Raw genomic sequence first — 20567 nt, 5'->3', positions numbered from 1 at the left:
CCTGGTGATGCCGGCTGCTGGCCGGCACCGATCGCCCGTCTATCGACGACGCTTACGCGAGAAGTGGTCGACAGCATGAGCACCCAACAAGATGGGTTGCATCAAGAGGAACAGCCATCCACCCAGCCGGAGTGTCTCCACCGGATTGAACCGGGTGATGAACGCAGCTACCAGTGCCAAACCCGCAACAAGGCCGACCTCATAGACCCACAGCGATCGGTTAGAACGCCTGCCCACGATGCTCCTCTCCATTGAACAGGACGCACTTGCAAGCCATCGCCGCCGTCCGGCACCACGGGTAGTGCCGGACGCTGGCCGGCAACCAGACACTCGCGGGATCAGTGCGCCATCCCACGGGTGATCGCCGCAGCCCGCTGCTTCAGCTGCGCCACCGCATCGGGAATCATCTCCATGCCCACGTCCAGGCCCGGGTTCAGCACCAGGCCGACGCCGTCGCCGATACCGGCCAGCAGCGCGTGCACCGCGATCGGCATGGCATGCGCAAACTGCGGCAGCTGCTCGTGCCACAGGCCCGCGCGCTCGGGGGCGGTGAACACCGCGAACATCGGCTCGCCGCTCTCGCTGGTCAGCACCAGCGGCGAGATGCTCTCGTCCCAGGCGCCATCTTCACCGATGGCCTTGTCCAGCAGCACGAACGCCGTCGAGGTCAGCAGGCCGTCGAGGAACTGCGACGCGGTCAGCGTGCCGTCCTGTGCCTGCAACAGGCGCACCTCGAGGTCGTTGAGGGGTTCGAACGGGGTGTCGTGGTCCATGGTCGGTTCCGGTACGTGATTGCAGGGCAGACTTTAGCAGGCCCGCTCCTCAACCGAGGAATCCATGCCGCCACAGCCAGCCCAACGCCGCCAGACCGGCCACCACCACCAGCATCAGCGGCAGGCCGAAGCGATGCCGCCACGGGATCGGCACCCCACCCAGCTGCTGGTCCATGGTGTCGGTGTCCAGCACCCAGCCGTGCCCGCACCGGGTGCAGGCCAGCTCATAACGGCGATGGTAGGTGAGGCCGAACAGCAGGTCGATGCGCGCCATCTTGTAGCGCAACTGGGGCGCGAACTCGGTTTCCGTCTGGCAGCGCAGGCAGTGGTGGGCCTCGGTGGGGCCGACCACCACCACCCGCTCCTGCTGGCCGATCAGGATCATGGATCAGCGGCCCTGGCAGGCGGGTTGGGCCAGCAGCCAGGCTTGGGCGGCGGCAAGGGTGGCCGGCCCGCTGGCCGTAGCCTGATCCGGCTGCATTCTGCCACCGTCGCCCTGCCCGTTACGATCGGTCATCACGTTGTGGGTCAACAACAAGGTGGTACCGTCCACCAGCGTCGTCGGTCGATTGCCAGTAGAAAAGCCTGCGCTGGGCTGACCGAAACTGCGACTCCCCGGTTGCCCTCGAAACGCGAGTGCCACTGCTTCGCCGGAGCTTGCAGTGCCTGCCCCCATCACCACCGCCACCGGCGCCGTGCCCGCACGCAACCGATACGCGCCCTGTCGTGAACGCAGCATCGAGGCATTGCCTTGCACGACTTCACCTTCCGCCTGCCGCCACCACAGCAATCCATCGGCACTACGGAAGGCGCCGATCAACGCCCCCTGCGTATCCGGCGTTCCATGCAGCAATGGCAACAAACCAAACAACATAGGCCACATGTTGCCACCACCATTGCTGCTTACATCCACTACCCAGCCGCACCGCGTGCCGTCATCCAGGCCAGCGATACGCCCCTGCAACGCCAGCGCGTAGACCTTGCGTGCTTCATAACGTTCTGATTCGTTGCGTTGCAGGTCTTCCACGAAGGGGCTCACCCGCAGCACGCCGATGCGGGGATTGGCATGATTGGGGGCAGCGAAGTCGGTCGCCTGACTGGCATTCAAGCGCTGAGCACGTTCGGAGCGCTGACGCTGCTCGCTTGGTGAAAACCAGCGGCCATGGCCTCCGCTGCTGCGTGCGGCGGCTTCATCCAGAACACGGCGCTGTTGCGCGCGGTCATCCCCTGCCGCGTTCAGGCGCGCGCGCACGTCGTTCCAATCTACGCGGCGACGGTACAAGGACTGGGTTTCCAACAACTGCAGCATCTGCTCACGCGCTTCCGGCGACGGCAGCTCCACTGTCTCCTCTGCAACTGCGGCCGAAGATGAAAGCAGCAGCGTGGTGAGCATGGCGGCACGGACATTCCTTAGGTCCAGCATCGACGACTCCTTGTCATGTATCGAAGCCGTAGGATAGCCGCGGTGGGATCGATCTCGCCACGCGCTAGTGTTCTGTGGAGCCGAGCCTATGCTCGGCTTGGGGAAATTGCGACTGAAGCAGCCGAGCATGGCTCGGCTCTACAGAGTCATGACGGCGGCAGGGTTCGTGTCGACCAAGGTCGACACCCACCAGAGCGGGTCATGCCGCCGGGCATGGCCCGGCGCTACCAGTCCGCGCGCAGGCCGATGTTGCCTTCGATGATGCGGCGCTTCTCATTGCGGTCACCGCCCAGCTCGCGCGTGTAGTCGGCCACCGCGTACGCGCTGATGGTGCGGTTGAAGCGCCCTACCACGCCGACACCGGCTTCGAGCGCGCGTGAGCGCTGCGAATTGATGATCGTGTCGTCGTCGAAGCGGATGCGGTCCTCGCCGGAACGACCATGCCAGCAATTCAGCTTGAAATACGGCTGCCAGCCGTTGTCGGCCAGCTGGTAGTCGCCGGCCAGACGCAGGCCGATGCGGCCGGTCCAGGCGTTGTCGTTGTCGAAGCGCACGCTCGATACCTCATCGCGGCGGTCGTCCAGCGAGGTGCGCTGCCAGATCACCTGTACCTGTGGCTCCAACCACCACGCCGACTGCCCAAACCGCAGCAGCGGCTTGCCCGCCTCCACCGACACGCTGGTGCCATCGCCCTTAATGCCGAAGCCGAGCCCACGCGAGGAACGCACGCGGCCGTCGTAGCGGCTCTGCATCGCCACAGCATCGATGTAGCCGCCACCGCTGTCGGTGAAGGTCCAGTACAGGCCCACGTGCTTGTCGTCCAGGCGGTTCTGGCCCACCTGCACGTTCTCCCAGCCCAGTGCCAGACCCGTGGTCTTGCCCTGCGCGCGGGTGCGGCCGACGAACACGCCGATCTGGTTGCGGTGGTTGTCGGAGGCCGCAGCCCACACGTCGAGGCCGGCCTGCAGGCCCATCACATCGCCATCGAAGCCGGGCTGCGCATCCCCCTTCCAGTGGATCTCGCTGCTCTGCCCCACCAACCGGCCCCAGGCGGTGCGGAATGCGCCCTGGTTGTACAGCAGGCGCTGCTCGCCCTGCCGCTCGTGGAAGGTACCGAGGCTGGCCAGCGAGGTCTCGCGCAGCAGCGGCGGCACCACGGCATAGGTGGCAGTCTCCACGCGGTACAGCGGCACCACTGCGCCCTCGGCGGGGCGTGCACCCGGCGTCGGCGGGGCACCGGTTCCGGGCAGCGCACCGCCGGCCACCGGCACGTCCGGCACGGCCGGATCGCTGGGCGGCGCCACCGGCGCGGGTTCCGGTGGCGGTGGTGGCGGCGCGGTCTCGCCCGCGGTCAGATCCGGATCGGTGGCGCCTTCGGGCGGCGGCGGCGGTGCCGGGGTGATCGGCGGCGGTGGGGCCACTGGAGGCGTCAGCGGTGGCGGTGTCGCGCTGCCGCCACCGTTGGGTGCTGGCGTCGGCCCGGTCACCAGCGTCGAACGCAGGTACCAGTTCTCGGCGGTACCGGCACTGACACCGCCCTTGAACAGGTAGTACTCGTAGGCACCGGCCGCCACCGGTGCGAACAGCGAAAACGCACCCGGCGCGGTGCGGCCGCCATTCAAGGCCTGCACCACCAGGATGCCATCGGCCAGCGTGGCGGCGCCGCTGCCGCCGGCATTGAGCACGCCGATGCCGGTGGTCCCGGTGGCAGTACCGCCGTCGATCACCAGACGGTCGCTGGTGGAGTTGTCTGCGCCCAGCACGGTACGCAGGTAAAGGCCACCGCCATCGCCTCGATAATTGCCACGCACGGTGAACACGTCGCCCGCGCCGGTACCGGTCAGGTCGATGCGCCCGGCATTGACCATCTCCACCAGTGCGCCACTGTTGAACGGACGGATGGCATGGCCGCCACTGCCCGCATACACGGTACTGGTGTCATCCACGGTGAGCGTGCCGGTGCCGGTTGCGCTGTCGCCCAGCACCAGGTCGCCATCGAAGCTCAGCTCGGTGCTGTTGGTCAGGCTGATCGTCTCCCAGTTCTGGAAGCGGCCCACGCCCGTGGTCTTGACGTTGCTGAGGTTGAGCTGGTCGATGCCACTGCCGCCGTCGAACAGCGGCACCGCACCTAGGTTGCCCTGGTTGAGGTTGCTGAGGTTGGCCACGTCGTTGTCCGGGCCCATGTCGATCGCGCCGTAGACGATGCCGCCGCCATTCCAGTTGAAGGTGTCATCGCCGGTACTGAGCAGTACCTGCCCGCGCACGGTGCCGTCGGTAATGGTCACGCTGTCGTTGCCGCCGCTGACGCTTATGTTGCCGCCGATGTAGGCGGTACCCGAGATGATGATGGTATCGGTGTCGAAACCGGTCACCACATTGCCATCCACGGTGCCGCCGGACTGGTCCCACAGGTTCTTGTCCAGCTTCATGTTGACGCGGCCGATGCGGCCACCGGTCATCCACGCCTGGTCGCCATCCTCGAACGCGCCGATGATGCGGCCACCGCTCATGCGGAAGGTATCGATGTTGTCGCCCTGCTGCAGCGCGCCGACCGTGCCGCCACTCATGACGAAATCATCGCGGCCACTGCCCTGCGCTACCAGGCCGGTGACGGTGCCGCCGGTGACGGTCATCTGGTCATCGCCGTTGCCCTGGTCGACGCTGTCGATGGTGCCATTGCCCAGCAGCAGCACATCGTTGCCATCCCCTTGCAGGACGCCGCCGCTGATGCTGCCGGCCTGCATGTCCAGGCGGTCGTTGCCTGAATCGAACTGTACGCCGGTGCGCCCGCTGATCGTACCGCGGTTGACCAGCACGCTGTCGCCCGCACCGACGAACTGCAGGGCGGTGTTGTTGCCGGTGCTGATGCTGCCCGCATTTTCGACACGGCTGCCGCCACCGAGCTGGACCGCCACACCGCCCACCGAACTGATCGTGCCCAGGTTGGACAACAGGTGCCCGCCTGCGCCGACCAGCGAGATTGCGCTTACGCCGCCGCTCTGTTGCAGCTGTGCGCCGCTGGCGACAGTGACGGTGATGCCGGCCGCGCCATTGGCGGTGATGGGAACAGTCTGCGGGTTCGGCGCATTGGCGTCGCAGGTGACCGTCTGGCCGGCGACGGGGGCGGCGCTGTCACAGCCGGCCCAGGCGACGCTGGCACTCAGCAGCATGACGGACGGGACAGCCAGGGCCTGCAGCACGGAAACGGTGAGGCGGCGCGGACGAAAAGCGTGTGGAACGGCACGGGACATACAGCACTCCTGGAAAAGGGATCAGGAACTGCGGATATGCGGTACTGCGCAGGCAGTCTGCCGTGTGGTGAACGGTTTCGATAGGTGAAATTGCGTGGCGGCCATCACAGTTCAGTTGCGAACTTGATCGGCCATCACGGCACCTCTACGTGGCTGAAATTATTCATCTTTGCAGCGGTCACAGGCCGCGCGGAGAGCATCCACGCATGGCGTGGATGAGGTGCCATCAGATCTTCAGATAGATCTTCCGCCGGTCCAGCCACCATGCCACGCCCCACCACAGCGCGACAAACACCAGCGCCTGCAGCATGGACGCCAGCTCCAGCGCCTGCGGCATTGCGGTGGCCAGTCGCTGCCAGACCCACCCCCAAACCCCGGTAGCCATCAGCACCACCGACATCACCGATGCGCCCAGATACGCCGTGATCGCATTGACGCCGAAGCGCCGGCCCAGCGCCGGCCAGCCCTCCTGGTCGATCAACAGGTGGCCCAGCCACAGCGCCAGCGCCGCCAGGCCACCGGTCCACAGCACGTAGCTGGGCGTCCACAGCTGCTTGTTCAACGGGAGCACCACCGCCAGCAGCAGGCCCAACACCGCAGTCGCCACACCCAGCCCAGCCAGCGCCGCGGCACGTCCGCTGCGCAGCAGGCCTCCGGCCAACAGCCCGAGCAAGGTACTGGCCAGCGCGCCCAGCGTGCTCAGCAATCCTTCCGGGTCATGGCCCAGCCCGGCATCGGCGTGCCATTGATAGATCCACGGCGCGAACAACGCGGTATCCAGGCGGCTGGCCGGGTTGGTCCATGGCGCCAGGTCACCGATGCCCAGCAGCAACACGGTGTACCCCACCAGCAGCGCGATCAGAGCGCCCACCTGCACGCGCGGCCGCGCGTAGACCGCCAGCACGCCCACCAACGCCGCACACACCGCGATGCGTTGCAGCACGCCCCAGATGCGGAAGTGATGGGTATCCAACGCCCACCAGATCAGCAGGTGCAGCAGCGCACCGGCCAGCAGGATGCGCAGCGCGCGCTCCAGCACGCCGCGCGCCAGTGCAGGTCGCGCCGACACGTCCAGCGCGCGCGGCGCTACGCTGAACGCCATCGACACGCCCACCAGGAACAGGAAGAACGGGAACACCAGATCGGTGGGCGTGCAGCCATGCCATTCCGAATGGCGCAGCGGTGCGAACACCGCACTCCAGTCGCCCGGGTTGTTGACCAGCAGCATCGCCGCCACGGTGATGCCACGCAGGGCGTCGATCGAGCCCAGTCGGCGTGGCGGCGTCGCGTTCATCAGGCGGCCTCGTACTGTCCGGCAATCCAGGTGCCACGCACCTGCAGGGCATCATCCAGCAGCACCAGGTCGGCCTGGTAGCCCTCGGCGATGTGCCCCAGGCGGTCGTCGACGTTGAGGAACTGCGCCGGGTAAGTCGAGGCCATGCGTGCGGCTTCGGCCAGCGGCTGGCCGAGCAGCTGCACGGTGTTGCGCACGGCGGTGGCCATGTCCAGCGCCGAGCCGGCCAGCGAACCGGCGGCATTGCGCACCACGCCGTCGATGGCGGTGATGGTTTCGCCGTAGAGCACGTAGCTGGGATCATCGGCACCGACCGGCGGCATCGCATCGGTCACCAGCAGCAGGCGGCCGCGCGGCTTGGCCGCCAGCGCCACGCGCAGGCTGGCCGGATGCACATGCACGCCATCGACAATGATGCCGATCCAGCTGTCGCGGTCTTCCAGCGCAGCGCCCACCGCACCGGGCTCACGGCCCTGCAGCGGCGACATCGCGTTGTACAGATGGGTGAAGCCACGCACCCCAGCATCCAGTCCGGCACGAATCTCTTCGTACGTGCCAGCAGTGTGGCCAGCAGCAACGATCACGCCACGCTCGACCAGCGCGCGGATCGTCTCCAGCGGCACGCGTTCCGGCGCCAGCGTCAGCAGGGTCACGCCGTTGTCGAGCGATGCCGCCAGCGCGATCTCGTCTTCATCCGGCACGCGGAACTTGCTGGCATCGTGCGTGCCCTTGCGCGCCGGCGCGATGTACGGGCCTTCCAGGTGGATGCCGATCACGCCCGGCACGCCCTGCGCGATGGCCTCGCGCATCGCACCGATGGCTTCGCGCATCACCTCCACGTCATCGCTGATCAGCGTCGGCAGCATCGCGGTGGTACCGAAACGACGATGCGCCTGCGCAATGGTGCGCAGCGCCGCCACGTCCGGCGTGTTGTTGAACAGCGCGCCGCCACCACCATTGACCTGCACGTCGATGAAGCCGGGCAGCAGCCAGCCACCGCCCAGGTCCACCTGCTCGGCAGCGTGGCCGAGCTGCGGCGCGGCATCGGGCAGCAGCGCGCTGATGCGGCCCTCTTCGATCACCACTGCCAGATCGTCGCGGAACTCATCGCCCGCCAGGATGCGGGCATTGCGCAGCACGGTTGCCATCACACCGTCTCCGTCACCTTGTTCAGGTGCGGCGGCAGGTCCGGGTTGAAGCCACGACGCAATGCCAGCGCATTGATTGCGCGGTAGAAGCTCTGCACGGTCAACAACGGTGCGCACAACGGATGCGGCGCTGCAGCCACCGGCAGGTTGCCGCCGGCCCCGGCCAGCCACACCTGCGCGCCCCGGGCAGAAAATTCCTCGACCACCGCGCGGGTGCCGGCGCCAGTTTCATCGGGCTGCGCGAAGGCCAGCACCGGGAATCCACGGTCAACCAGCGCCATCGGGCCGTGCTTGACCTCGGCCGAGCTGTAGGCTTCGGCATGCAGGCTGCAGGTTTCCTTGAACTTCAGCGCCGCTTCCTGGGCCGCCCCCAAGCCCAGGCCACGGCCGAGCACGAACAGGTTGGTGGCCTCGACCAGGCCTTCGGTCACCGCGCTCCAGTCGCACTGCCACGCCTCACGCAGCGCGTCGGGCAGCAGGTCCAGCGCCGCACGCAGGCTGCTGTCCTGCTTCCAGTACGCGGCCAGCTGCAGCAGCGCGGCCAGCGACGCCAGGTAGCTCTTGGTCGCCGCCACGCTCTTTTCGGCACCCGCGTGCAGCGGAATGACCGTGTCGGCCAGCTGCGCCAGAGGTGAATCCTCGACGTTGACCAGCGCGATCACGCGCGCACCGGCCGCCTTGGCGGCCTCGGCGTTGCGCAGCAGGTCCGGGCTCTTGCCCGACTGCGAGATGACGATGAACAGTGCGCCGCGCAGCTGCAATGGTGCGGCGTAGACCGACCCCACCGATGGCGAGGCCGACGCGACCACCAGGCCCAGCTGGGTTTCCAGCAGATACTTGCCATAGGTGGCGGCGTGGTCGGAGCTGCCGCGTGCACAGGTGACCACGAACGGCGGCGGTGCAGCACGCAGGCTGGCGGCCAGGGTTTCCATGGTGGCGTGGTTGCGCGAGAACTGGCGCGCGACCACGTCGGCCGCTTCAGCGGCCTCGGCGAACATCAGGGTGGACGTGGGGTCTGACAGCGACATGGCAGGCTCAGGCAGGATCGGAAGGAAGGGGGCGTGCGCCGGCGGGGCGCATCGGCGCGGTCGAACCACGCACCACCAGCTGCGGCACGAAGCCCTGGTTGTGCAGCGGCGCCGGCGCGTCGTCGTAGGCATCGCTGCGCAGCTGGGCGATCAGCAGGCGCGCGGCATGGCGGGCGATGTCCTCGGTGGCCTGCTTGGCGGTGGTCAGCGGCGGCCAGGACTGGCGCGAGAACGGGCTGTCCTCGAAGCCGGCAATGGACAGGTCGTAGGGCACGTTCATGCCGGCCGACTTGGCGGCGGCCAGCACGCCGGCAGCGATTTCGTCGTTGGAACCGAAGATGGCGGTGGGCGGCTCGCGCAGCGCCAGCAGGCGGCGCGCGCCGCGGAAACCGTCATCGAAGGTGTAGTCGCCCTGCACCACCAGGTGCTTGTCCACGGTCATGCCGTAGTCCTTCAGCGCGGCTTCGTAACCGGCGTAACGCTCGCCCGAAGACCGGTGCGAGCTGCCGCCCCAGAGGAAGCCGATGCGCTGGTGGCCCAGCTGGATCAGGTGCTCGGTGATCTCGTAGGCGGCCTCGCGGTCGTCGACGAACACACAGGCGCCATCGGCCGGGTCTTCGGTGGCGGCGATGATGCGCACCAGCTTGATGCCGCGCGCGGTCAGCGCCTGGATCAGGTCGCGGCGCTCGGACATCGGTGCGGTCAGCACCAGCCCGGCCAGGCGCGAACGCTGCACCCAGTCGGCCAGTTCATCGGCCAGCAGCGGCGAGCTGGAATCGCAGGGATGGATCTGCAGCCCGAACCCGGTCTCGCGGCAGGCGGCGAGCACGCCATTCTGCACGCCGATGATGTGGTACGGGTTCGGGTTGTCGTAGACCAGCCCGATTACGAAGGTAGTGCCGCTGCGCAGGTTGCGCGCGGACGGATCGGGTTCATAGTCGAGCTCGGCAATGGCACGCAGCACCCGCGCGCGGGTGGCCTGCATCACCGAGGGCTCGTTGTTGATCACGCGCGAGACCGTCTTCAGCGAGACCTTGGCTTTCTCCGCAACGTCCTTGATGGTCGCTCTGCGCATGGGTTTTCCCTGGGGTTGGCTGCCGTCCATCATCGCCGATCAGGCCTTGTCCTGCGGCAGGCCGGCGCGATGGCCGATCACCGAATAGAACAGGATGTACAGGTAGCACGGCACCATCAGCAGCACGAACACCAGCTGGAAGTCGATGTGCTGCTTGAGCACGGCGAACAGCTGCGGAATGATCGCGCCGCCGGCGATACCCATCACCAGCAGGGCCGAGCCGGTCTCGGTGAAGCGGCCCAGGCCGCGGATCGCCAGCGGAAAGATCGCCGGCCACATCATGGCATTGGCGAAGCCCAGCAGGGCCACGAAGGCCACCGATACGTAGCCGTGGGTGGCCCAGGCGCCGAGGCAGAACACCACGCCCAGCACCGCCGAAATGGTCAGGTAGCGCGACTGCGAAACCACCTTGGGGATCACCAGCAGGCCGACCACGTAGCCGATGAGCATCGCGCCGAGGGTGAGCGAGGTGAACATCTTGGTCTGGTCCAGCGGCAGGTCGAAACCATGACCGTAGGTACCGATCGCATCACCGGCCATCACTTCCACGCCGACGTAGACGAACAGGCAGAGCACGCCCAGCCACAGGTGCGGGAACTGGAAGATGCTGCTGCGCTCGGCTGCGCCGGCGGTCGTCGGGGTGGCGTTGGCCTCGGAGGACTTGATCTCCGGCAGCGGCGAGAACAATACGGCGACGGCCAGCAGTACCAGCAGGCCCGCCATGGCCAGGTACGGCGCATGGATCTTGGCGGCGAACTCATTGAGCAGGGCCACTTTGGTGACCGCGTCGGCCGCCTGTACCTGCTTGTCCAGGTCACCGATGCCATGCAGTACCAGGGTGCCGATCAGCACCGGCGCCAGCATGCCGGCGATCTTGTTGCAGATGCCCATCAGCGCGATGCGACGCGCTGCGGTCTCGATCGGGCCGAGGATGGAGATGTAGGGATTGATCGCCGTCTGCAGCAGGGCCAGGCCGCTGCCGATCACGAACAGGCCGCCGAGCGCGCCCGGATACCAGCGCTGGGTGGCGAATTCACCGAACAGCGCGGCACCACCGGCCATCACCAGCAGGCTCAGGCTCAGGCCCTTCTTCATGCCGGTGCGGCGCAGGATCCAGGACGCCGGCAGGGCCAGGAAGAAATAGGACAGGTAGAACACCATCAGCACCAGGAAGGCGCCGACCTCGCTGAGTTCGAAGGCCAACTTGACAAAGGTGATCAGCGGGCCGTTGAGCCAGGTGAAGAAGCCGATCAGGAAGAACAACACGCCAACGATGGCGATGGAGGTGGCCACGTTCGGGCGCGCGCTTGCAGCGGGGACGGCGGACATCAGGAGGGCTCCTGCGGCGACGGCCGCAGAACGCGGCGTCGGAGAGTGGCTGGGAACAACGTTGTCACATTCTTTCGATGGACAGCCGCGGTTTGTCAACTTCCACGCGCAGCCCTGTGAACCTCGTGCTGCACTGCGCAAGTCCACCGCGGTACGCTCCGCTGAATGCGCGGCAGTCCTAGAGCCACGTGCGGCAATGGTTCCCACGTGAAACCCACACTCACACCATGTAAACGTTTACTGCACGCCGCGTTCGTTGCAACGCAGCAACGAAAGTGTCACGAACTCGTTGACATCGTTGTCAGCGCGGTTACAGACTCCGCCACAATCGCCGCCCCGGTTCCGGGCCGGCCCCACCTGACAGCAGGAGCCCGCGTGACCGCCAGCCACCCCGCCCCGGCCCATGTCCTGTCCCGCGTTGCGCCCTCGTTCCTGGCCGCCGACGTCGGTGGCACCCATGTGCGCGTGGCCCGGGTCCAGGCCAGCGGCGATGCCGCCCACCCGGTGCAGGTGCTGGAGTACCGCAAGTACCGCAACGCCGACCATGCCGGTCTCAGCGCGATCCTGTCCGACTTCCTGGGCGAAGGCCCGCGGCCCACGCACTGCGTGGTCGCCAGCGCCGGCTACGCCCGCGAGGACGGCACCGTGATCACCGCCAACCTGCCGTGGCCGCTGTCGGCGCGCCAGGTGGAAGCCGACGTCGGCCTGCAGCGGGTCTACATCGTCAACGACTTCGAAGCAGTGGCCTACGCCGCCGCGCAGGTGGACGCCAGTGGCGTGCTGCACCTGTGCGGGCCGGAAAGCGCCGCACGCGGTCCGACCCTGGTGGTCGGCCCCGGTACCGGTCTGGGCGCCGCGCTGTGGATCCCCACCGCGCACGGCCCGGTGGTTCTGCCCACCGAGGCCGGCCAGCCGACTCTGGCGGCCAGCACCGAACTGGAAATGGCCATCGTCCGCCACATGCAGCGCGACCGCGCGCACGTGTCGATCGAGCATGCGATCTCCGGCCCCGGCCTGATGAACCTGTACCGTGCGGTGTGTGCACTGCAGGGGCAGGCGCCGACCCTGGCAAGCCCCGACGCAGTCACCGCCGCCGCCATGGCCGATACCGATGCGCATGCGCGCCAGGCGCTGGACGTGTTCTGTGGCCTGCTCGGCAGCACCATCGGCGACATGGCGCTGTTCTACGGCGCCCACGGTGGCGTCTACCTGGCCGGCGGCATCCTGCCGCAGATCCGCGAATACCTGCACGCCAGCACCTTCGTCGAACGCTACCTGCAGAAGGGGCCGATGGGCGAAGCGCTGGCACGCATCCCGGTGAAGGTCGTCGAACACGGCCAGCTGGGCGTGGTCGGCGCTGCCAGCTGGTACCTGCAGCAATCGGCCGCCTGACACCGCAACAGGCTTCAACGCAATCGCAGCACGCAGTACGTGGCACGCCAACGCACGGGACTTCGCCGCCGCCCCGCGCATGTCATCGCAACCGTAACCGAACACCGCCGCCGGCACCCAATCGAGTGATGAGGAGAGACATCATGAACACCCGCAAGACCCTGCTTTCGGCCGCCATCGTCAGCTGCATCGCCTTCAGTGCGCACGCGCAGCAGGCGGCCCCGACCGCCACCGATCTGGACACCGTGACCGTTACCGGCATCCGTGGCTCGATGGAAAAGTCGCTGGACACCAAGCGCGAAGCCAATGCGCGCGTGGAAGTGGTCACTGCCGAAGACGTGGGCAAGCTGCCCGCGCACAATGTTGCCGATACCCTGCAGCGCCTGCCGGGCGTGAACATCAGCTCGTCCAGCGCCGACGAAGGTGGCTTCGATGAAGCCGACCGTGTCAGCCTGCGCGGCACCAGCCCGAGCCTGACCCAGACCCTGATCAACGGCCACAGCGTCGGCTCGGCCGACTGGTTCGTGCTCAGCCAAGGTAGCAATGTCGGCCGCAGCGTCAGCTACACCCTGCTGCCGTCGGAACTGGTGCGCTCGGTGGAGGTGAACAAGTCCTCGCAGGCCAAGCTGCAGGACGGCGGCACCACCGGCACCGTCAACATCCTCACCCGCAAGCCGCTGGAATTTTCCAAGCAGATCACCGCTGAAGCCTCGATCGGCGCGGTGCGCTCGGACCAGGCCAAGTCGACCGACCCGCAGCTGTCGGGCCTGTTCAACTACAAGAACGACGACGGCACCTTCGGCGTGATGGTGCAGGGGTTCAGCCAGAAGCGTGAACTGCGTCGTGAAGCGCAGGAAATCCCGTCGGGCTTCTTCAAGATCGACCCGAACGGCACTGTAGCCAAGTCCAACCCGGACCTGGCCGGTGTCTATGCGCCCGCCCTGCTCGGCTCGACCCTGTTCGAGCAGACCCGCGAGCGCAAGGGTGGCCTGATCTCACTGCAGTTCAAGCCGGCCGACAATCTGACGCTGGGCCTGGAAGGCTTCAGTTCCAAGATGGAAGCCAACAACTACAATCGCAACTTCATGTTGTGGGGTAGCAAGATCATGGGCGACGACAAGGACGACGCCGGCGTGATCACCCGCCCGGGCCAGGCCCCGCTGCCAGGCTATGTGGTCAAGGATGGCGTGCTGACCAACGCCAACTTCGCAGGCGTCGCCGGTACGCCGTACGCGGTGTACGACATGATCTACCGCGAGGCCACCGCCAAGAGCAACTACATCACCCTCGATGCCGACTGGCAGATCAACGACAGCCTCAACGCCAAGTTCCAGGCCGGCAGCACCAAGGGCACCGGCACCACGCCGCGCCAGTTCATCGCGGAAGTGACCGTGGCTGACGGCGGCGGCGCCAATTGGACCACCCACGGCAACGGTTCGCCGGTGGACTGGAACGTCGGCGGCGACATCAGCCCGAACGGCGTGACCAGCTTCGGCACCTGGGGCAACCAGGAAGTCACTGCCGAAGACAAGGAAAAGTGGTTCACGGCGGACTTCAATCAGTACTTCAACGATGGCGGCGTGCTGAACTCGCTCGACTTCGGCGTGCGCTATGCCGACCACAAGCGCGAGGCGCTGTCGCCGGAAGGGGCAACGCCGGGCGCGATCTGGGACGCACTGAAGGGCGCCCCCACCGGCAGCTTCCCGGGTGGCTTCGCCGGCGGCATCGGCGGCAATTTCCCGCGCAACATCTGGTACTACACCCCCGGTGCGCTGAAGGACGCAGTGCTCAACAACTCCACCTGGCTGGCCGGCAATGACGGCCCGACCGGTCGCCACAACTATGGCGCCGAGTGGAAGGTGGCCGAAAAGAACTTCGCCGGCTATGTCCAGGCCAACTTCAGCGGCGACCGTTGGAGCGGCAACGTCGGCCTGCGCTACGTCAACATCAAGCAGGACATCGACACCTACCAGGCGGTCAGCGATATCGCCAACGCCGACGTCAGCAGCCTGTTCGGCAAATGGAAGGCGCTGTCGTTCGAAAACAAGCACGACCGCATCCTGCCCAGCGCGAACCTGAAGTTCGATCTGGCCGATGACCTGGTGTTCCGCTTCGCCGCGTCGCAGACCCAGACCCTGCCGGACTTCTCGGCACTGGGCGCATCGTCCTGGGGTTCGGACCTGACCAAGGTCGGCGGTGGCGGCAACCCGAAGCTGAAGCCGGTGCTGTCGACCAACTTCGACGCCAACCTGGAGTGGTACTTCATGCCGCGCGGCCTGGTGTCGCTGGGCGCGTACTCGATGAACCTGAAGGACTACGTGGCCTTCGGCACCCAGACCCAGATGCTGTACAGCGAGCTGAGCAACCAGCTGGAGGCCTACCAGGTCGCCGTGCCGGTCAACGCCGACGGCAAGGTCTACGGCATGGAGTTCGCCTACGAACAGCCGCTGGGTGAGAACTTCGGCCTGAACGCCAACTACACCTACGCCGACGGCAGCACCTCCCACACCTGGGAAGACGGCAGCAACAACCTGCTGGGTACCTCGAAGAACACCTACAACGTGGGTGCCTACTTCGAGAATGATACCTTCGGTGCGCGCGTCAGCTACACCTACCGGTCCTCGTTCCTGATCGGTCTGAAGGGCGCGAGCCCGTACTACCAGGATGATTTCGGCACACTGTCGCTGTCGCTCAGCTACAAGGCGACCGACTGGATGAGCGTGAGCTTCGATGCACTGAACCTCAACAACCCGACCCTGAAGTACTACCAGAGCGCCTCGATCCCGAGCGCGTTCTATGAGAACGGTCGCCAGTACTACCTCAACTTCCGCTTCAAGTACTGATCCAGCGGCGGCAACATCGCCGAGTCGTGCACGCACGCCGGGCCTGGTCATTCCGGGCCCGGCGTTTTTCATGTATAGCGTTCATCGCACCGTTCCAAGGAGTCGTTCCGATGGTCAAGCCTTCCCGCGCCCGGATGCGCAGCGCGCTGCTGGGCAGCCTGATTGCCCTGCTGCCGGCACTGCCGGCACTGCCGGCGCTGGCCGCCGATCCCACGCCGGCCACCGAAGCACCCGGCCCGCAGCTACGCACCGGCAGCCTGATGCTGATTCCCGCGCCAGCCACCGTGCAGCGCGGCCAGGGCAGCGGCATCACCGTACGCGCCGATACCGCGCTGCACGCCGAAGGCGAAGCCGCGCAGCACGTCGCCACCCAGTTCACCGACCTGCTGGCGCGCAGTGGCGGTCCGCGCCTTACGCCGGCCAAGGGCAAGACGGCAGCCGCCCCGGGCGGCATACGCTTCCAGATCGTGCCCACCTTCCGTGACAGCGGCGAGAGCTACACGCTGGAAAGCACCGCGCAGGGCGTGGTGATCCAGGCCGGCAACGAAACCGGCCTGTTCTACGGCGCGACCACGCTTGCCCAGCTGGCCACGGGCGGAAGCAACGGCGTGCTTCCCGCGGTGCAGATCCAGGACGCGCCGCGCTTCAGCTGGCGCGGTTTCATGCTCGACTCGGCACGGCATTTCCAGAGCCTGGACGAGATCAAGCGCGTGCTCGATGCGATGGCCGCGCACAAGCTCAATACCTTCCACTGGCACCTGACCGATGACCAGGGCTGGCGCATGGAGATCAAGCGCTACCCCAAGCTGACCGAGGTGGGAAGCTGCCGCCTGCCGGCGGGTGATGGCGGCGTCGATCCGGCCAATGGCCAGGAGCATCCGTACTGCGGCTTCTACACGCAGGAGCAGATCCGCGAAGTGATCGCCTATGCCGCCAAGCTGCATATCCAGGTGATTCCGGAAATCGACGTGCCCGGCCATGCCACCGCCGCGATTGCCGCGTACCCGGAACTGGGTTCGATCGACACCCCGCTGAAGCCGATCAGTGAATGGGGCGTGTTCCCGAACCTGTTCAACGTGGAAGACAGCACCGTCACCTTCCTCGAGAACGTGCTGGAAGAAGTGATCGAACTGTTCCCTGCGAAGTACGTGCACGTGGGCGGCGACGAGGCAGTCAAGGACCAGTGGGAAGCCTCGAAGCAGGTGCAGCAGCGCATGCGTGCACTGGGCATCAAGGATGAAATGGCCATGCAGAGCCACATCATCAAGCGCCTGGAGACCTTCCTGGAGAAGCACGACCGGCGCCTGATCGGGTGGGACGAAATCCTCGAAGGCGGCCTGCCACCGCAGGCCACGGTGATGTCGTGGCAGGGCACCGAAGGTGGCCTGGCCGCGGCCAGTGCTGGCCATGACGTGGTCATGTCGCCGGTGGGCTACCTCTATCTGGATTACCTGCAGACGGCCTCGCCGAACGAACCGCCGGGCCGCCCGGCCCAGGTCAACCTCGGCAAGCTGTACAACTACGAGCCGGTGCCGGCCGAGCTGGCGGCCGACAAGCGCCAGCACATTCTCGGTCTGCAGGCCAACATGTTCACCGAGCACACGCGCACCTACGCACGCCTGCAGCACAACCTGTTCCCGCGCCTGGCGGCAGTGGCCGAGACCGGCTGGAGCACGCCGGAACATCGCGACTTCCGCGATTTCCTCGCGCGCCTGCCCGCGCAGCTGCAGCGCTACCGCGCCTGGGGCCTGGCCTACGCGCAGACCCCGTTCGAAGTGGGCGTGGACTACACCAACAACCGCGCCGCCAACACGGTGACCGTATCGCTGGCCAATCCGCTGGGCTATGAAGTGCGCTACAGCACCGATGGCCAGCCGGTGACGGCGCAGTCGCCGCTGTACCAGCAGCCGCTGACCGCGCAGCTGCCCGCTACCGTGCAGACCGCCGCGTTCTACCAGGGCCAGATGCTGGCGGCGAAGCCGACGGTCGCGGCGTTCAGCGCACAATCGCTGCTCAGCCGCCGCAGCGATGAGCTGCTCAGCTGCGTGGGCAAGAAGGGGCTGGTGCTGCGCCTGGAGGACGATGGTCCGCGCGAAGGAAACCGCGCGGTGTTCAACGTGGATATCTTCCAGCCCTGCTGGCGCTGGCCGCAGGCGCAGCTGGACGGCGTCGGCAGCGTGGAAGTCCGTGCCGGGCGCATCCCCTATTACTTCCAGCTGGCCCACGACGAGCCGAAGCGTCGCTTCGAAAAAGCGAGGCGCGCGCATGGCGAGATGCAGGTGCGTCGCGGAGATTGCAGCGGCAAGGTGCTGGCCGAAGTACCGCTGCCGGCCACGCCCGATGCCGATGGCTTCGTGACGCTGCGTGCGGCGCTGCCGAAGGGCACCGCTGGCAACGGCGATCTGTGCATCAACTTCACCGGCGACACGCGCCCGGCGATGTGGGTGCTGGATGAGGTCACGCTCATGTAGGTGCCAACCTTGGTTGACGCTTTGCGGCCGGATCCACGCATCGCGTGGATCTACTGTAGAGCCGAGCCCATGCTCGGCTTTCCGGTTGAAAGGCAGCCGAGCATGGGCTCGGCTCTACAGGAACCTCACCCTCGCCAGCGCAGCAGCAGGTCGCGCAGCGGGGTCAGGGCCGTGACCATGCCGACCAGCACGCCCACCGTGTTGGCGATGGCGTCCATCGGGTCGGCCATGCGGTTGCTGGTCAGTGCGCCCTGCGCGAACTCGATGCCGATGCCCATCAACACCAGGGCCACGCCCACCCACAGCAGCGGCCTGCCGCGGCGGAACAGCTGCACAGCGCTGCCGGCCAGGATGAAGTAGGCGACGAAGTGCTCGCCCTTGTCGCTGTTTTCCGGCAACGGAATCGGCGGCGGTGGAATCAGGCAGACCACGATCACCAGCAGTACTGCCGTCGCCCACAGCCCGGCCCACAACCGCGGCCGCCGCAGCGGCTTGATCGCCGGCAACGCCTCGCTCACAGGCGCCAGCTCAGGTCACCCAGCTCGAAGGCCGGTTCGAAGTCGACGCCACGCTGCAGGCCGATGGCCTGGAAGCGCTCGCCCATCTCGGTCGGCAGGGTCAGCTTCTTTACCTGGTCGCGCAGCTGGATGCGGCCGACTTCATCGGTGCGCTCCTCGGCCAGCAGCAGCACCTGGTCCAGGCCGTTGCCGAGCAGGAAGCTGGCCTGGCTGCAGTAGCCGGCCAGCTCGAAACCGCCGTGCATGCCGGCCTCGGCCATCGCGGTGAAATCCACCGACGCGGTGATGTCCTGCAGGCCCGGCCAGCGGTGCACGTCGTTGTGCACGTGGTGGCGGTAGAACGCGCGCACGGTGCCCTCATCGCGGTCGTGCTGGTAGAACTCGCTGCGACTGTAGCCGTAGTCGACGAACAGCATCGCACCACGCTGCATGCCACCAGCCACCGCCTGCAGCCAGTACGGCAGCTGCGGCAACACTTCGGAACGGTAGCCCTCGGCGAAAGGCTTTTCCAGGTAGCGCTCGATATGGCGCACCGCACCGTTGAGCAGGATGTCGGCCGGCTGCGCACCACGGATGAAATTGCCTTCGGCGTCCAGCTCGACGGTTTCCTCGTAGACCTCGCCATCGCGGATCAGGAAGCGCGGGGTCGGCAGCGCGTCGATCACCTCGTTGGCGAACACCACGCCTTCCCAGTCCTCGTCGAACGGGCGGTCGACCCAGTCCACGCGCGCGGCCAGCTCGGCCGGCAGGTTCTGCTGCAGACGCTGCTGCTGGCGCTCGCGCAGATCGGCACTGGGTTCGAGGATGGCGTAGCGCGACGGCAGCGCATCCAGCTCGGCCAGGCGCAGCAGCACTGCCTCGGCGAAGGCGCCGGTGCCGCCGCCCAGCTCCAGCATCCGCGCCTGCGCGCCGAGCTGGGCGAACACCGGTGCAAGCGCATTGGCCACGCTGCCGGCAAACAGGCTGCCGAGCTCGGGCGCGGTGGTGAAGTCACCGCTGCCACCGAACTTGCTGGCGCCGGCGCTGTAATAGCCCCAGCCCGGGGTGTACAGGCACAGCTCCATGAAGCGCGAGAAGGGCATGGCCCCGCCCTGCGCGAGGATTTCAGCACGCAGGGCGGCCGCCAGCTGGTCGCTGTGGGCCAGGGCATCGGCTTCGGGCAGGGGGAAGGTGGGCTGCATGGCGTCTTCGAATGCGGTGACAATGTGCACAGGATAGCTGAGCCTTGGAGGACCCTCGATGAGCGATACCCACCCCGTGGTCCTGATCACCGGCAGCGCGCGCCGGATCGGCGCGGCCATCGCCCGCCAGTTCCACGCCTGTGGCTGGTCGGTGGTGCTACATGCCAACACCTCCAGCGCCGAACTGCAGCAGGCCGCGTTCGATTTCGACAATGTGCGGCCGGGCAGCGTGCTGGCCCTGCAGGCCGACCTGCGTGACGCCGACGCCCTGCCCGACCTGGTGGAACAGGCCGTTACCCACTTCGGCCGCCTGGACGCGCTGGTCAACAACGCCTCCAACTTCTTCCCCACCCCGCTCGGCCAGGTCACCGCCGAGGCGATGGACGCACTGTATGCAGTCAATGCACGTGCGCCGCTGCTGCTGTCACAAGCGGCGGCGCCCTACCTGCGCCGCCAGCAGGGCTGCATCGTCAACCTGACCGACCTGCACGGCACCGATCCGATGCGCGACCACATCGCCTACACCATGGCCAAGGCCGCGCTGGAGATGGCCACCCGCGCACTGGCACTGGAGCTGGCGCCGAAAGTGCGGGTCAACGCGGTGGCGCCGGGTGCGATCCTCTGGCCGGAACAGGGCAAGGACGATTTCGCCCGCGAGGCGCTGCTGGCGCGCACGCCGCTGGCGCGGATCGGCACGGTCGAGGAGATCGCCGAAGCGGTCTACTGGCTGGTGGCCGAAGCCAGCTTCGTCACCGGCCACACCCTGCGCGTGGATGGTGGGCGCACCGTCAGCTGAAATGTTGCCGGCCAGCGGCCGGCACCACCGGTAGCGGGGGGGGCC

15 protein-coding genes are annotated in these 20567 nt (G+C 67.1%); 4 read left to right on the top strand and 11 right to left on the bottom strand.

What is annotated here, in order from left to right; all coding sequences use genetic code 11:
• Positions 1-338 precede the first annotated feature (338 nt).
• From O0J15_RS12180 to O0J15_RS12140, 9 genes are all read right to left on the bottom strand, one after another.
• Complete coding sequence (locus O0J15_RS12180; RefSeq protein ID WP_005411035.1) at positions 339-773, bottom strand: SseB family protein; 435 nt, start codon at positions 771-773, stop codon at positions 339-341.
• 49 nt (positions 774-822) lie between these two features.
• Positions 823-1158, bottom strand: a complete 336-nt coding sequence (locus O0J15_RS12175) for a hypothetical protein (RefSeq protein WP_021204662.1) — start codon at positions 1156-1158, stop codon at positions 823-825.
• A 3-nt stretch (positions 1159-1161) separates the two neighbouring features.
• Positions 1162-2166: a S41 family peptidase gene (locus O0J15_RS12170; protein WP_308305716.1), complete on the bottom strand. Its 1005-nt coding sequence runs from the start codon at positions 2164-2166 to the stop codon at positions 1162-1164.
• A 254-nt stretch (positions 2167-2420) separates the two neighbouring features.
• The gene (locus O0J15_RS12165; RefSeq protein WP_308305715.1) at positions 2421-5447 is read right to left on the bottom strand and encodes an autotransporter outer membrane beta-barrel domain-containing protein; all 3027 of its coding nucleotides are present in this window, start codon (positions 5445-5447) and stop codon (positions 2421-2423) included.
• A 226-nt stretch (positions 5448-5673) separates the two neighbouring features.
• Positions 5674-6741: a heparan-alpha-glucosaminide N-acetyltransferase domain-containing protein gene (locus O0J15_RS12160; protein WP_308305714.1), complete on the bottom strand. Its 1068-nt coding sequence runs from the start codon at positions 6739-6741 to the stop codon at positions 5674-5676.
• Positions 6741-7889: an N-acetylglucosamine-6-phosphate deacetylase gene (gene nagA / locus O0J15_RS12155; RefSeq protein ID WP_308305713.1), complete on the bottom strand. Its 1149-nt coding sequence runs from the start codon at positions 7887-7889 to the stop codon at positions 6741-6743. The genes O0J15_RS12160 and nagA overlap by 1 nt, the downstream gene beginning before the upstream one ends.
• Positions 7889-8917 (bottom strand): SIS domain-containing protein, encoded by a 1029-nt coding sequence (locus O0J15_RS12150; protein ID WP_227844062.1) that lies wholly within the window; start codon positions 8915-8917, stop codon positions 7889-7891. The genes nagA and O0J15_RS12150 overlap by 1 nt, the downstream gene beginning before the upstream one ends.
• A gap of 7 nt (positions 8918-8924) precedes the next feature.
• Positions 8925-9992, bottom strand: coding sequence for a LacI family DNA-binding transcriptional regulator (locus O0J15_RS12145; protein ID WP_005411045.1), 1068 nt, complete (start codon positions 9990-9992; stop codon positions 8925-8927).
• A 39-nt stretch (positions 9993-10031) separates the two neighbouring features.
• Positions 10032-11321, bottom strand: a complete 1290-nt coding sequence (locus O0J15_RS12140) for a sugar MFS transporter (RefSeq protein ID WP_111102098.1) — start codon at positions 11319-11321, stop codon at positions 10032-10034.
• Positions 11322-11696: 375 nt separating this feature from the next.
• Here O0J15_RS12140 and O0J15_RS12135 point away from each other — a divergent pair, with 375 nt between their 5' ends.
• From O0J15_RS12135 to O0J15_RS12125, 3 genes are all read left to right on the top strand, one after another.
• Complete coding sequence (locus tag O0J15_RS12135) at positions 11697-12713, top strand: glucokinase family protein (protein WP_111098690.1); 1017 nt, start codon at positions 11697-11699, stop codon at positions 12711-12713.
• 143 nt (positions 12714-12856) lie between these two features.
• Positions 12857-15556, top strand: coding sequence for a TonB-dependent receptor (locus tag O0J15_RS12130; protein ID WP_021204672.1), 2700 nt, complete (start codon positions 12857-12859; stop codon positions 15554-15556).
• Positions 15557-15666: 110 nt separating this feature from the next.
• A complete protein-coding gene (locus O0J15_RS12125) occupies positions 15667-18027 on the top strand; it encodes a family 20 glycosylhydrolase (RefSeq protein WP_308305712.1) in 2361 nt (786 codons plus the stop codon).
• Positions 18028-18152: 125 nt separating this feature from the next.
• Here O0J15_RS12125 and O0J15_RS12120 read toward each other — a convergent pair whose 3' ends face one another.
• Positions 18153-18545: a VanZ family protein gene (locus O0J15_RS12120; RefSeq protein WP_134735336.1), complete on the bottom strand. Its 393-nt coding sequence runs from the start codon at positions 18543-18545 to the stop codon at positions 18153-18155.
• The gene (locus tag O0J15_RS12115) at positions 18542-19726 is read right to left on the bottom strand and encodes a class I SAM-dependent methyltransferase (RefSeq protein ID WP_058981625.1); all 1185 of its coding nucleotides are present in this window, start codon (positions 19724-19726) and stop codon (positions 18542-18544) included. The genes O0J15_RS12120 and O0J15_RS12115 overlap by 4 nt, the downstream gene beginning before the upstream one ends.
• 58 nt (positions 19727-19784) lie before the next feature.
• On the opposite strand from O0J15_RS12115, the gene O0J15_RS12110 reads away from it, so the two are divergent.
• A complete protein-coding gene (locus O0J15_RS12110; protein ID WP_019660663.1) occupies positions 19785-20522 on the top strand; it encodes a pteridine reductase in 738 nt (245 codons plus the stop codon).
• The last annotated feature ends 45 nt before the right edge of the window (positions 20523-20567 follow it).

The sequence above is a fragment of the Stenotrophomonas sp. Sm10 genome, from assembly GCF_030985515.1.
GTDB classification, from domain to species: Bacteria; Pseudomonadota; Gammaproteobacteria; order Xanthomonadales; family Xanthomonadaceae; genus Stenotrophomonas; species Stenotrophomonas hibiscicola.
The sequence above is the reverse complement of the archived record's forward strand: the minus strand, read 5'-3'. Positions and strand labels throughout refer to the sequence as shown.